Annotated in this window: 13 protein-coding genes and 1 pseudogene; 3 read left to right on the forward strand and 11 right to left on the reverse strand. The window is 44.6% G+C overall.

Translation table 11 applies throughout. The annotated features are described in order from the left end of the window. Nucleotides 1–16 precede the first annotated feature (16 nt). From AC0WRU_RS14300 to AC0WRU_RS14320, 5 genes are all read right to left on the reverse strand, one after another. Nucleotides 17–1,408: a dihydrolipoamide acetyltransferase family protein gene (locus tag AC0WRU_RS14300; protein ID WP_025685849.1), complete on the reverse strand. Its 1,392-nt coding sequence runs from the start codon at nucleotides 1,406–1,408 to the stop codon at nucleotides 17–19. Between the two features lie 88 nt (nucleotides 1,409–1,496). Next, nucleotides 1,497–2,483: an alpha-ketoacid dehydrogenase subunit beta gene (locus tag AC0WRU_RS14305; RefSeq protein ID WP_192510863.1), complete on the reverse strand. Its 987-nt coding sequence runs from the start codon at nucleotides 2,481–2,483 to the stop codon at nucleotides 1,497–1,499. Between the two features lie 2 nt (nucleotides 2,484–2,485). Further along, a complete protein-coding gene (locus AC0WRU_RS14310) occupies nucleotides 2,486–3,514 on the reverse strand; it encodes a thiamine pyrophosphate-dependent dehydrogenase E1 component subunit alpha (protein WP_476125274.1) in 1,029 nt (342 codons plus the stop codon). 140 nt (nucleotides 3,515–3,654) lie between these two features. Next, nucleotides 3,655–5,076, reverse strand: a complete 1,422-nt coding sequence (gene lpdA, locus AC0WRU_RS14315) for a dihydrolipoyl dehydrogenase (protein WP_476125275.1) — start codon at nucleotides 5,074–5,076, stop codon at nucleotides 3,655–3,657. 127 nt (nucleotides 5,077–5,203) lie between these two features. Further along, a complete protein-coding gene (locus AC0WRU_RS14320) occupies nucleotides 5,204–5,416 on the reverse strand; it encodes a hypothetical protein (protein WP_476125276.1) in 213 nt (70 codons plus the stop codon). A gap of 231 nt (nucleotides 5,417–5,647) precedes the next feature. On the opposite strand from AC0WRU_RS14320, the gene AC0WRU_RS14325 reads away from it, so the two are divergent. Continuing rightward, nucleotides 5,648–6,244 (forward strand): thymidine kinase, encoded by a 597-nt coding sequence (locus AC0WRU_RS14325; RefSeq protein ID WP_134913757.1) that lies wholly within the window; start codon nucleotides 5,648–5,650, stop codon nucleotides 6,242–6,244. Between the two features lie 170 nt (nucleotides 6,245–6,414). Next, nucleotides 6,415–7,191, forward strand: coding sequence for a sporulation protein (locus tag AC0WRU_RS14330; protein ID WP_025685855.1), 777 nt, complete (start codon nucleotides 6,415–6,417; stop codon nucleotides 7,189–7,191). Between the two features lie 100 nt (nucleotides 7,192–7,291). On the opposite strand, the gene AC0WRU_RS14335 is transcribed toward AC0WRU_RS14330, so the two are convergent. The 4 genes and pseudogenes from AC0WRU_RS14335 to AC0WRU_RS14350 all read right to left on the reverse strand — a co-directional run bounded on the left by AC0WRU_RS14335 (nucleotide 7,292) and on the right by AC0WRU_RS14350 (nucleotide 8,595). Next, nucleotides 7,292–7,696, reverse strand: a complete 405-nt coding sequence (locus AC0WRU_RS14335) for a hypothetical protein (RefSeq protein WP_476125277.1) — start codon at nucleotides 7,694–7,696, stop codon at nucleotides 7,292–7,294. A gap of 66 nt (nucleotides 7,697–7,762) precedes the next feature. Then, nucleotides 7,763–7,885 (reverse strand): annotated as a pseudogene (locus tag AC0WRU_RS14340) (S26 family signal peptidase); the annotation flags it as partial. Nucleotides 7,886–7,929: 44 nt separating this feature from the next. Next, on the reverse strand, nucleotides 7,930–8,121 hold the full coding sequence (locus tag AC0WRU_RS14345) for a S26 family signal peptidase (RefSeq protein WP_476128650.1): 192 nt from the start codon (nucleotides 8,119–8,121) through the stop codon (nucleotides 7,930–7,932). Nucleotides 8,122–8,439: 318 nt separating this feature from the next. Continuing rightward, nucleotides 8,440–8,595, reverse strand: coding sequence for an XRE family transcriptional regulator (locus tag AC0WRU_RS14350; protein WP_476125278.1), 156 nt, complete (start codon nucleotides 8,593–8,595; stop codon nucleotides 8,440–8,442). A 270-nt stretch (nucleotides 8,596–8,865) separates the two neighbouring features. Here AC0WRU_RS14350 and AC0WRU_RS14355 point away from each other — a divergent pair, with 270 nt between their 5' ends. Further along, entirely contained in the window at nucleotides 8,866–10,128 is a 1,263-nt protein-coding gene (locus AC0WRU_RS14355) for a helix-turn-helix domain-containing protein (protein WP_476125279.1), read from the forward strand. 590 nt (nucleotides 10,129–10,718) lie between these two features. Here AC0WRU_RS14355 and AC0WRU_RS14360 read toward each other — a convergent pair. Next, nucleotides 10,719–12,419, reverse strand: coding sequence for a methyl-accepting chemotaxis protein (locus AC0WRU_RS14360; protein WP_476125280.1), 1,701 nt, complete (start codon nucleotides 12,417–12,419; stop codon nucleotides 10,719–10,721). 597 nt (nucleotides 12,420–13,016) lie between these two features. After that, nucleotides 13,017–13,820: a sporulation transcription factor Spo0A gene (gene spo0A / locus AC0WRU_RS14365; RefSeq protein ID WP_476125281.1), complete on the reverse strand. Its 804-nt coding sequence runs from the start codon at nucleotides 13,818–13,820 to the stop codon at nucleotides 13,017–13,019. Nucleotides 13,821–13,921: the final 101 nt, after the last annotated feature.

Genomic DNA, 13,921 nt, shown 5'->3' on the forward strand with positions numbered 1-13,921 from the left:
CCAACTGTTCGGATGATTAGTAAAGCTTTGTATCCAAGGTGTAGCCTTCTAGATTTTCTTTAACCCGTTGCAGGAATCGTCCGCAAATCACTCCATCCAAAATGCGATGATCCAGCGACAAGCACAGATTAGCCATCGAGCGAACCGCAATCATATCATCAATAACCACTGGTCTTTTGACAATGGATTCAAAGGTAAGAATTGCAGCCTGCGGATAGTTAATCACCGGATAAGATAAAATTGAACCAAAGGAGCCTGTGTTGTTTACAGTGAACGTTCCGCCTTGCATGTCGTCCAGTTTGAGCGTGCCTTCCCGGGTTTTACGTGCCAAATCGTCAATTTCACGAGCCAATCCAGCAATATTTTTCTGGTCCGCTTTTTTAATAACAGGGGTAAGAACGGAATCCTCAGTACCCACGGCCAATGAAATATTGATGTCTCTTTTGACGATAATTTTGTCCACAGCCCACACCGAGTTCATGATCGGATATTCCTTGATGGCATTCACGACTGCTTTCATAAGGAAAGCCAGATACGTAATATTGATGCCTTCTTTTTGCTTGAACTCGTTTTTGATCTTGTTGCGGAGCATCACCAGGTTGGTCACATCCACCTCAATCGTCGTCCAGGCATGTGGAATTTCCGAGACACTTTGCCGCATATTGCGGGCAATCGCACTGCGAATCGGTGTAACATCAATAAAATACTCCGATCTGTTATTGTTGCTACCCTCAACTTCGATCACAGGAGCTTTTGGAGCCTCCGTCAAATGAATGCCACTGTTACGAACCGGAATAGCAGGGTCCATATTTTGAATTGGTATACTATGCTGAGCGGTGGACTGCTGTCTTCCGGCAAAAGGAGAGCCTTGTCCTGATGTCGTCGCAGTCGGCTGTTCAGACACTCCCGCCTGAGTAGATCCCCCCAGTTGTACATAATTCAGCACATCTTTACGGGTAATTCGTCCGCCCATGCCCGTGCCTGTCACCTGATTCAAGTCTATGCTGTGCTGAGCAGCCAGTGTTTGCACCGCCGGGGAAAACCGTCCTCGCATGGATTGATCCGAAGCAGTACCCTGCTGGAATTGTGCTTGTGCGTTGCCCTGAGGTACCGGTGCAGCGGATGTCGCTCCAGTTGATGCAGCAGGTGTAGCTGACTTCGTCTGAATACGGCAAATCAATTCTCCAACAGCTACCGTCTGACCTTCCTCTGCTAACAGATCACCCATAATACCATCCAATGTCGATGGAATTTCCGCGTTCACTTTATCTGTAATGACCTCGCAAATCGGCTCGAATTGCTCCACCGTTTCGCCAGGTTGTTTCAACCATTTTGCAATTGTCGCCGATACAAGCGACTCTGCCAATTGGGGCATGGTCACGTCGGTCCATTGTGTTTGGTCTGACATTTTTTCAACTCCTTAACATCATAGGAGGGCGCGTTGTACCGCTGCCCCCGCTACACTTTTGGAATGCTTTCGTCCAATCCGCTCCATATTAATACATTGCAAGACGGCGCATCGCTTCCTTAACCTTATCCTTGTTTAACATATAAAACTTCTCCATCGGCGGGCTGATCGGCATTGCAGGCACGTCTGGAGCGCACAGACGCTCAATCGGCGCATCCAGCTCGAACAGACATTCCTCATTAATAATTGCGGATACCTCGGCACCGATGCCACCCGTTTTGTTGTCTTCATGCACGATGAGTACCTTGCCTGTATGTCTTGCAGCTTCAATGATGGCCTGACGGTCCAGCGGCTGGAGTGTGCGCAAATCCACAACATGTGCGGTAATGCCCTCTTCCTTCTCCAACTCCTCAGCAGCCTGCATGACAAAATGCAGCGGCTGGCTGTATCCGATGACTGTAATATCGTCACCTTCACGCAGCAAATTGGCTTTGCCAATTGGAACAATGTAATCGTCCTCAGGTACTTCACCCTTGATCAGCTTGTAGCACTTTTTGTTCTCAAAATACAGCACCGGATCAGGGTCGCGGATCGCTGCTTTCAGCAGTCCCTTGGCATCATACGCGGTAAAAGGAGCTACAATTTTCAGACCCGGTGTACCAAAAAAGATAGATTCCGGACACTGTGAATGATACAAGCCGCCAAAAATACCGCCACCGATAGGCGCACGTATCACAACAGGACAGCTCCAGTCGTTATTAGAGCGATAGCGAATTTTAGCTGCTTCACTAATAATCTGATTGGTTGCCGGGAGCATAAAGTCCGAGTATTGCATTTCGGCAATTGGCTTCATTCCGTACATGGCTGCACCAATGGCAACACCAGCTATAGCCGATTCTGCCAACGGCGTATCCATGACACGCTGCTCACCGAATTGATCCATAAGACCCTTGGTGGTCGTAAAGACACCACCTTTCACACCAACATCCTCACCTAACACAAAAACCGTTTCATCCTGCTCCATCTCTTCCTTCATGGCAAGACGAATCGCATCAATATATTCCATAACCGCCATAATTACCGGCCCTCCCCATCGCTGTCAGCATAGACATGCAGTAGCGTATCTTCGGGCTTCGGAAAAGGCGCATTATCCGCATATTCAATCGCTTCCTTGACCTCGAGCAGCAGCTCAGCCGACAAATCCGCGTCCTTGGCCTCATCCCAAATGCCGCATTCCAGCAAATAATTTTTCATACGGGCTACGCCGTCTTTGGCCCAGTTCTCATCCACTTCTTCTTTGGTCCGGTAAGCCAGATCGTTATCCGAGGTGGAGTGAGGAGACAGGCGGTACATCATCGCTTCAATAAGCGTTGGCCCCTCGCCACGAATAGCACGTTCACGCGCTTCCTTGACGGCTGCATACACTGCCAGCGCATCGTTACCATCGACCCGAATTCCAGGGAATCCGTATCCCAAAGCACGGTCACTCACCTTGCCCGCCATTTGCTTATGAACCGGAACCGATATCGCATATTGATTGTTTTCACACATAATGATGACTGGCAGCTTCTGTACGCCTGCAAAGTTACAGCCTTCGTGAAAATCTCCCTGGTTGCTGGAGCCTTCCCCAAATGTAACGAACGATACAAAATCCTTCTTCTGCATCTTGGCAGCCAGCGCTACCCCCACTGCATGTGGAACCTGCGTCGTCACCGGGCTGGAGCCTGTCACAATACGCAGCCGTTTACTGCCAAAATGACCCGGCATCTGCCGACCACCGCTGTTGGGATCGTCCGCCTTGGCGAATGCCGACAGCATCAGTTCGCGTGGCGTCATACCAACCGCAAGCACGAATCCGTAATCCCGGTAATAGGGAAGAAAATAGTCCTTCTCCCGATCCAGCCCGAAAGCCGCACCTACTTGTGCCGCCTCCTGTCCAATGCCGGAAACGTGAAAATTAATTTTCCCTGCCCGTTGCAGGAGCATGTTGCGCTCGTCAAATCTTCTTGCGAGCAGCATATATCTGTACATGTCAATAACTTGTCCGTTAGTAAGTCCCAGCTGTTCATGTCTGAAGCCAGCGTCTACAGCGCCTTTTGAACTCATTGAGGCACCTCCTTAAGTATCAAACATCCTACTACCAGCACCTAGTACCATCTTGTCTTAAAACCTGGTACTAAACTCTGGCTAACCCCATTATAATCCTTTTCTCCCCAAAAAGAAAAGCACCGATTTATTAAGATAAATTATATCCCTATCGCCTGTCCATCAACCGCCAGCATCGCTTCTCCCAAAATCTCCGACAATGTTGGATGCGGATGAATAAGCTGTCCGACTTCCCACGGCGTAGCATCCAACAGCTGCGCAAGAGCCGCCTCGCTAATAAGGTCCGTCACATGTGTACCGATCATATGTACACCGAGAATATCATTTGTTTCCTCATCAGCAACCACTTTGACGAAGCCGTCCCGACTGCCATACACCAGCGATTTTCCGATAGCCTGAAAAGGGAACTTCCCTGTCTTCACCTGATGTCCACGCTCACGGGCTTCTTGCTCTGTCAGGCCAACACTAGCTGCCTCAGGACGTGTATAAATACAACGCGGAATCAGATGATTCGGTACGCTATGAACCACTTCGCCGGCCAGATGATGGACTGCCAGCAGCCCTTCATGACTCGCCGCGTGCGCCAGTTGTAAGCCTCCGATGCAATCCCCGATCGCATAAATATGCGGCTCATTCGTCTGCAAATGCTCATTAACCGAGATAAAGCCACGCTCTACGCGGATATCCGTATTTTCCAGTCCGATATTTTCCACATTCGCCTGACGACCTACCGAAATGAGCAGCTTGGAAGCGCTGAGTGTTTCGGTTTCGTCCCCTTTTTGCACGTCAATCTGTACGCTTTCCTCATCCTTGCCGTACGTTTCAGCCAGCACTTGCGAGCCTGTCAGCACCTTGACACCACGCTTGGTTAAGAGGCGCTGCATTTCACGCGAAATATCCTCGTCCTCGGTTGGAATAAGCCGATTCGCCGCCTCGACCACCGTAACCTCCACGCCAAAATCGTTCAGCATGGAAGCCCATTCCACGCCAATAACGCCACCACCTACAATAATCAGAGAGGCCGGTAATTCTTCCATCGTCAACGCTTCGTCACTACTCAAAATAAATTCGCCATCCGGCTCCAATCCGGGTAGCACACGCGGACGTGATCCCGTTGCAATAATGAGATGGGCGGGAACAATCGTCTCCATCTCGCCATCTTCCAGCTCCACGGCAACTGCGCCGCTTTTTGGAGAAAAAATCGACGGTCCAATCACGCGACCTTTGCCGCTCAGCACCGTGATTTTATTTTTACGCATCAAAAATTGCACGCCCTGATGTAACTGCTCTACAACGGCTTCCTTGCGCTCTTGTACCTTGGGAAAAACAAGCTGCGCTCCCGAGGTCTCAATGCCGTATTGCGCACTTTCCTTGATCGTCGCATACACTTCCGCACTGCGCAGCAATGCCTTGCTTGGGATACATCCACGGTGCAGACAGGTTCCACCTAGCTTGTCCTTTTCGATAATAACGACTTCCTTGCCGAGCTGGGCAGCGCGAATCGCTGCAACATACCCTCCGGTTCCTCCGCCCAAAATAGCGACATCACAATGTATAGTCATGCTTCTCCTCCATTTAACATTGATTATATATAGCTTATTGTACTCTCTTTATTTCTCTGTACAAAATATAGTGTTTATGCATAGACTATAGGCCGTCTAACAACCCGTTCCCGGCATCTGCTGTAAATTACTCATACAAGGCGTCCCGTAACTTGGTAGACATCCTTGGGGTTTGAGCTGTTTTGGCCCGTAGCGCTTTGCGAAAGGATTCATTTTGCTTGCGAAGAAGGTCCAGCTCTGTCTCCAGCTCCGTGATCAACTCCTCTGCCTGTGGGCTTACCAGCCCTTGCTCCAGTAATGCTTCTATTTTGGCACTATAATCCGTATCTTTTTGGTTCATGCCTGTCCCCTCTTCCCTTTATTCCACTATACTTCACCATATCATGCTCACGGCAACAGGGCAATGACGTCCACATTTACGCTCAAAGAATAGATATACAATAACATGTCGAAAAACAATATATTTTCTCTAGTCTGTTTGCTGCACATTATGGTAATCTATAATGGCCTTTTCTTTCGGGAATAATAGATTCACAGCGTTATGCGCATGTTACAGAGAGGGGAATTCGCGTTGCCTACAGGACGAATTACGATCATTACAGGCCCCATGTTTAGCGAAAAATCCGGCGAACTGATTCGCCGCTGTCAAAAATTAATTCAATATGGACACCGTAAGGTGGTCGCTTACAAACCGGCTGAAGATAACCGCTACGCCAAGGATGAAATTGTAAGCCGCATCGGATATCGACTGCCCGCCATCTCCATTCCGAAAAAGCTCACAGATGAGCTCGTTCAGCGGATTTTGGAAGAAACGAAGGATGCCGATGTGGTCGCCTTTGACGAAGTACAGTTTTTCAGCCGTCATATTATGATGTTAGTGGAGGAGTTAGCCTACTGTGGTAAGCACGTGATTGCAGATGGACTCAATCTGGACTACCGGGGTAAGGAATTCGGATATGTAGGCGGTTTACTCGCCATGGCAGATGACATCGAAAAGCTAGCTTCCTTTTGCGCCGTATGTGGAAGTTCGGAAGCTGTATATACCCAGCGTATGGTGAACGGAAAGCCTTCCACTGTAGGGCCCATCGTAATGATCGGCGACTCTGAGGCATATGAACCGCGTTGCCGTAATTGCTTCATACCACCCCATAAAGTGAACTGCGATTAGCACGGAGAATTTGCCGTCAGACTGCGATACAGGCATGATAATCAGCGGATTTTTTTCTTGCAATTTTTTGGAACGATTCGAGCAATTGCCCCGTATATCCTGTTAAGCTGTACAAGTTTTTTAGTTTTCGTATAAACACCATGACCATGATATTATCGGGGGGCTTACTTATGAGTTTTTTTAACAAAATCTTGGCAAGCGCAGGAATCGGTTCAGCTAAAGTCGATACATTGGTGGACCAGGCCGTGTATGTCCCTGGCGAAGAGCTTAGTGGCATCATGCGTATCAAAGGCGGTAAAATTGATCAGGAAATCGGCAAAATTGACATCGAACTCAAAACAGAATATATCGAAGAGCACGATGACAAGAAAACCACTTCTACCTGCTGCATCGCTCGGGTCAAGGTATCCGACGGCTTTCATTTAAAGCAAGGACAGGAGCTTGAAATCCCTTTTTCTTTTTGGTTGCCATTGGAAACACCTGTCACTCATGCCAAACAGCCCGTATGGCTGGATACAGCATTAGACATCGGTATGGCCTTGGACCCTACCGACCGTGACTCGCTCAAAATCGAGCCGCATCCCTATATGAGTACGGTGTTTGAGGCCGTTCACCTGTTGGGTTTCCGATTCCATTCCTCCACCTGCGAACGTCATCCCAAGCTGGGACGCGGTGTTCCGTACGTGCAGGAATTTGAATTTACGCCCGGATCGGAATATGCACGCGATATCGAGGAGCTGGAACTGATTATGCAGCTGGAGCCCGAAGGCGTACATGTGCTTGTCGAAGTAGATCGCAGAGGCAGAGGGTTATCCGGCTGGCTGGAGACTGCCTTTGATATGGACGAGCGTCATGCCTGGTTGAGCTTAAGCCGGGAAGAGCTGTCTTATGGACCAGATCATATCGCAGATGCGCTGGAGGAACTGATCGACAGACAGCTTCGATAAATATATAGATATAACAAAAAAATCCCCGCCGTTTAACTCACGGTTGGGGATTTTTAATGATCTTCAAAATACTCTACCGATTCCGTATCGTCTGCATAGGCTAAAGTGGCAGCATATCCTGCCGTTCCGCCTTGTGCTTGCAATCCTTGCATACCCCATACAGAGAACCATTGTCATCTGCGTAAAAGGTTAATTTGTCTTCTTTTTTACAAAAGGAGCATTTTTGCTTGCCCGTGCCCTGGATAGAGTCAGACAGTCCAAACCCAGATTGGACTTGAATCCCTGTTGCGTCTGTATTCTCGCGGGAACCGGAAGATACCTTAGACTTGGACACGTTCCCGATGCGGGATTGTCGGACAGGCTTACGAGGATGAAATTCAATGACATTACTGCCCCGCTGTTCATTCACTTGCTTGTTGCTGCTGCGACCACGCCATGCCATAACAATCCAACCCAACGCCACCAACAACACGCCGACGATCACCCAAGTTAGACTATTCCACATGCCTTCATCCCCGCCTTTGCTTTAAATTCATTTGGGTTAGTTCCACTTGCCCGTATAATACAAGCTTTATTTTATTTCGTCTAACGGAATCCCGTTCAATGCAATAACCTTATTCATTGAAATATATCCGAGAAAACGACTGTCTGTACTGTTCATCCGATTGTCTCCCAACACAGAAATCATACCCTCCGGTACAACATCCGACTCACCTTCTCAGTAGGAAATTAAGCATGTTAGGTAAGTCGCCTTTTTACAAATTGTACATCATCCTTCTGAAAAACGATAATATCCCCTCTATGGAAATCGTTCTCCTTATAATAATGCTTATCCACAGCCATATGATCCCCTGCCATCATAGTAGGCTGCATCGAAGGCCCATTCACTGAGTATGACTTTACATCATCACTTACATTGATATTCCCAATCCTTGTTTAAATTCTGCAAAATACAAACAAAAACAGTCACCCCCAAGAGGATGACCTATTCATAAAGTATTCATCATTTACCATAATTATCAATATATTAACACATCTGCGGTTATTGGGCTATCTTTTTCAATGCTTCCTAGTGACTTTCAGATAACATTCGGCACAAATCACAATTCCTCTATACAGAACGATCGACTCTTTACTATTACAGAATAGGCAATGGTGAGAATGGGAACGTACTTTAAGCTTGTGTGGATTCTCTATCATATATAACACTCCTCTTTTCAATATGTAGAACGAATTACCTTCGAACTCCTATTTGGTAAATGTATCATCAATACCAAGCAATTCAGCTACTAATCGCCTATATCGCTTAGCTTTGCGAGTTCCATGGATTAGATTCGATAAGCGGGACGTCGGAATTTGATAAGTCTTGCAAAAGGTCTGTTGATCCATATGCCTTTCAACCAACTTCTACTTAATCGCCCATCCAAAATCAGTTACAGGATGTTTATTATTATTCAAAAGACTCACCTTTTCTGTTTATGTATTTTAATAATTCCTTGTTTTTAGGCTACCATTAAGTTATTAAAAATTAGCATTGGAATATATTGATTTACAGAATATTCACTTTGGATATAATTGACATGTATTTGGAAGAAATTCTATAATCAATCTGTACATAAAAAGATCAGGTTGGAGTAATCAGCGTTGCATGTTCAGCTTTAGGAGGGATCCCTAGTGGAAGGTGTCATAGCAATTCGATTAGAAATCCGAAAATGCCTGCAAGAGAGAAAATGTACAATAAGAAGCTTTGCTCGTCTGTCAGGTATAACTGCAAGTTACCTAAGCCAACTACTCAATATTGAGCGTATCAAGCCTATATCAGTAAGATATATGGATGTCATCGCAAAAACATTAGATCAACCAGAAGGCTGGCTATATGAATTATACGTAGATGAGTGTTTTGTCACTGGAAATCCTCATCGCAGTCGAGTAAAACCCTTTTTGTTACGTTGTGTAGAACTTGGCAAGATAGACAATTTGAAATCGGTTTTATCACGTATGTTGGAAGAATTAAGTGAGATTGAACTGGTATTTGAAATTGCAGAAGAATTACATGGTAATGGCAAGCAGAAAGAAGCCGTTCCTTTTTACGAATGTGTGGTTGAAAATGAGAAGTACCAGCATTCAGAGCGTCTAGCCATAAGCCATTATAGACTTTTTCGTGCTACACTTGGAGACGATTTGGAAAAGAACAGAGAGGCAGCAATCCGGTTTGCACCGTTTCGCGACCGCTTACCTATCAATTACCAGTTAGATGGGTACTACAAATTAACAGGTACATCTTTTAATCTGCATAAGTGGGAAGAAGTCGAGACTTACGTTGATGAATTTCGAGTTGTTGTAAAAGCAATTTATAATGAAAAGGTACGCAGGTTGGAAAGTAAAAAGAAGTGCGAGCCGTTGGTGTCAGAGCATCCTTTTGTCTTTTATTACGGCTATACTTATTTAATGAAATCTATAGCTTTTCAGAAGAGAGAACAGTATGAAGAAGCCAAAAAGTACATTTCCTACTATGCTGATTTAAGTTGGATGCATGGGTTAGATGAAGAGAACCTGAAGCAGGTCCAACAGTTCAAACTTTGGGCTGAAGGCAACAACTTTACAGTTGATTTGCTCATGGGGAACAAAGGTGTCATTCCGAAATATGTACAGTATTTAAAAGAACATCCTAAAGAAATATTGGCCGGTCTGCTAACACTTTTAGAATCCGCAAATAAGCATGAATTTTCTATTGACGAAATATTAGAAGATTTTAGAGAGCAAATTTCTGAGTGGGATGGTCGTAATGATATGACGTACAGAACTTATTGCTTTTCTTTTCTTCACGAACTTGCCATCTATAACTTTAGACATTTAAGAATACATCAAGGACTCAATTGTACTTTGCAATGTCTAAATTTATCCCTAAATATGAATAATGGAGGTACTTTTAAGTAGTGCGCTGTTCTTTTTAAATTGCACAAAGAAAAAAACGTTATTAATCCCTTATTCTGGCTTCAAGAAAACATTCATGGAACATGCTAAAATAGTGCACTTTGCTTATAGCAGAACACATCTATTTCTCAATTGAAGCCTCATTATTAAAACAATTCATTGGACTACATTCTAATTTACTACCAAAAAATCTAAGCTCATCCCACTTTCAAAATTCGGGATGAGCTTTTAGCATTCAATTTCATTGATTCTAATGTATGACTTGGATAATAAGAATTAATTCCTAGCTAAACTTTTTTCAAAGTTAGATTCATTCTCTACTTTATAAACTGTGCTCTGTCGGCACTTCTCCATCTTCAAATGGTATAAAAAATGGCAACGCGAACGATCCGAAGTCTTTAATAATCTCTTGGGTCACCCGCTTCCTTCTGTTTTCATGGACACATGGTAGTCCCCGTTCCGTATATTTCTTGGTCAGAGCAATCAACTCAATGTGCCCCTTGTACCACCCCTCACAAAATAAAAAGAGACAGCGGGCTATTACAACCTACACTGTCTCTGCTGAGTTCCAGCTTGATCTATGTTGATCTGAATTATACTTTGAATTTGCCGATTTGCCCTTGCAGGTCCTCTGCCATGGTAGACAGGTTTCTTGCAGCTGAAGCAATTTCCTCCATCGATGCCAGTTGCTCTTGTGTTGCAGCAGACACGTGCTGTGTTCCGGCTGCGGCTTCCTCAGCAATCGCTGAAATTTGTCTGACAAAGCCTACAACTTCATCCGTACTTGCAGACATTTGCTCCGACCCAGCGGATACCTCTTCAATCTCACTCGCTACTTTATTAACGGTTTCCTGAATCAGTTCAAAGGATGCACCTGCATTCTGTACGACTTCCCGACCTGTCATGACATCTTTTCCATTGGACGCTACAGCCTCGATCGCATGGGCAGTGTCCTTTTGAATCAACCCAACAAGCTCCGTAATTTGTTGAGCAGAATAAGCCGATTGTTCAGCCAATTTGCGCACTTCACCCGCAACTACAGCAAATCCGCGACCGTGTTCTCCTGCTCGGGCTGCTTCAATTGCAGCATTCAGGGCAAGAAGGTTTGTCTGACTTGAAATATTGGTGATCACATCAATAATCTTGCCAATTTCGTCGGAACGCTCTCCCAATCCAGCCATAAGATCAGCCAGTCCATTCATCGAATGATTTACGGCGTTCATCTGTGTAACAGCCTGTTGAATCAATTGGTTACCTTCAGCTGATTTGTGGGCCGCATCCTGAGCAGATGCAAATACATTTTGCGCACGTATGGCAATTTGTTCAACACCGATAGACATTTCCTCAATAGCTTGGGATGACTTCGTAACCATATCCACCTGTTGAGCCGTTCCTGTAGCTACTTCTTGCACCGTCTCGGTTATTTGTGCAGAAGCTTGGCTATTTTGTTCTGCGCTGGCTGTCAATTCCTCTGAGGAAGTAGTTACCAACTCTGACGTTTTACTAACCGATTGAATCAGTTGGCGCAGGTTTTGGACCATTGCATTAAAAGAATGTGACAAGGCATGGATCTCGTCCTTGCTCTTCACTGTTATTTCCTCGCCCGTCAGGTCGCCTGCTGCTATTCTCTCAGCAGCGCGACTGATTCGCAAGATTGGTTTGGATATGGATTGCGCTATGAGGATAGAAATCACCAGCGCCAAGACGACTGCTGCAACGCTTAAAACGATGACCATTTGTCTACCTGAAATATAGTTGTCAACTGCTTCTTTCGTAGTCAGTTTTGATCCATCTGCATTCAATTTAATGAGCTTAATAATCATATCGTTTGCGTTATTCCATAGCGCATAAGACTCTTTGTGAAGAATGCTTGATTGAGCATAATCGTTAGCTTTGCCCGCTGCAATCACTTCTGGCAATTTATCCAGGTACTCTGAATATTTTTTGGAGAAATCATCATACATTTCACGTTCTTGAGGAGTAGCAATTAATTTCTCGTATGTTTTTCGGCCGTTCTCGACCTTTTTCAAAACCTGATTGTATTCAGCTTCAACCTTTTTCACTTCCTCTGGGTCACGTTCTACAATTATATTCAATGAGAGCCGCTCAACATCGGAAACATCACCGTTTAGAGTTCCCAGAATAGTCACACTCGGCATCCAATGACTATCAATTTCCATCGATGTGTCACCTAAGTTTTTCATTTTTGAGATGGATACTGTACTTATGAGAATCAATAAAACAATAACCGTAAGAAAACCTAATAACAATTTTGTTCGGATGTTGAATTTCATATATTCGCCCCTCAATCTCTTTATAGTAAATATTATATCGACAAAAATCGACACATTGTTTATATCAAATTAAAGATATTTTTCAGAACTGTATCCGAAAGGGAAAATTTTACTTTGTGATGATTAGTGAAGCTGATTCAGGTTTGTTTTATAAACAGCATGGAACGTGTTATGTTGATCTCGAGCAATAGTTCCGCCATATAGCGAGGAGAATGCTTAAAAACCTCATTTACTCATTCTATGATCATCCCTAAAATAGCGTAGGCGTAGTAACTTGGTATGGTTGCAAGAAAATTTTCTTCTGGTCGCAGACTAGCCGTTGCCGGAATTACACTTAGTGTGAATCCTTTAGTTGTTCTAATCATTTTGGCATATTTACTGCGTTAGCCTCATATAGCATTTATTTTCTTTTAACCTTTATACAGTTGAGCCTTTTACCCAGTCTTTTTTTGATGAAACAATAGCCTTCACCAGTATCAAAAATACCGTTATTTATTGGATTTTTACAATCCCAATAAATAACGGTATCAATTGATATGCTACATATAAGTTTATCAGTTCAACATAGCTAATCTCGGATCAATCATCCCGACCCTTTCAGGACACCTTATTCTCAATCCGCAGCTTATCAGCTACCATCGCAATAAATTCGCTATTCGTTGGCTTGGACTTACTGATATTAATGGTGTAACCGAACAGGTGTGAGATACTGTCGATATTGCCACGTGTCCATGCTACCTCGATAGCATGACGAATGGCGCGTTCCACGCGAGATGCCGTCGTTTTGAATTTTTCGGCGATTGCCGGATATAATGTTTTGGTGATAGAACCCAAAATTTCAATATTATTGTACACCATCGTAATGGCTTCGCGTAAATATTGGTAACCCTTAATGTGAGCTGGCACACCGATTTCATGGATAATGGCCGTAATACTGGCATCCAGGTTTTTAGTTTTCCCCATTGGAACCACATTAGAACGCATGGAAGAAATGGTCACCGGACTGCTGCTGACTAATTGTGGCCCCACCAATTGACGAACGCGATTGGCAAGCACTTCCATGTCAAACGGCTTCAAAATATAATAAGATGCCCCGAGCTGTACGGCCCTTTGCGTAATATTTTCTTGACCGAATGCAGTCAGCATAATGATTTTCGGCTGTGGAGACAGGTTCATTTCTCTCAAGCGCTCCAATACACCGAGACCATCCAGATGAGGCATAATAATATCTAAAATAAGTACATCAGGTACGTTGCGGGATTCTGCCATGTGTTGGAGCACTTCTTCACCATTATAGGCGATTCCTGTAACTTCCATATCCTCCTGATCGGAAATATATTCGGCAAGCAAATTCGTAAATTCCCGGTTGTCATCAGCCAACAATACCTCAATTTTTTGCAATGTACTTCCTCCTTATTGAGTGTTCTTCAGTTAGGATATCAGTTTACAGCAAATAAATATTTCTTGTCGGAGTATATGATTTCGACATCGAATTATGAATT

It is taken from the genome of Paenibacillus sp. 1-8, assembly GCF_056316205.1.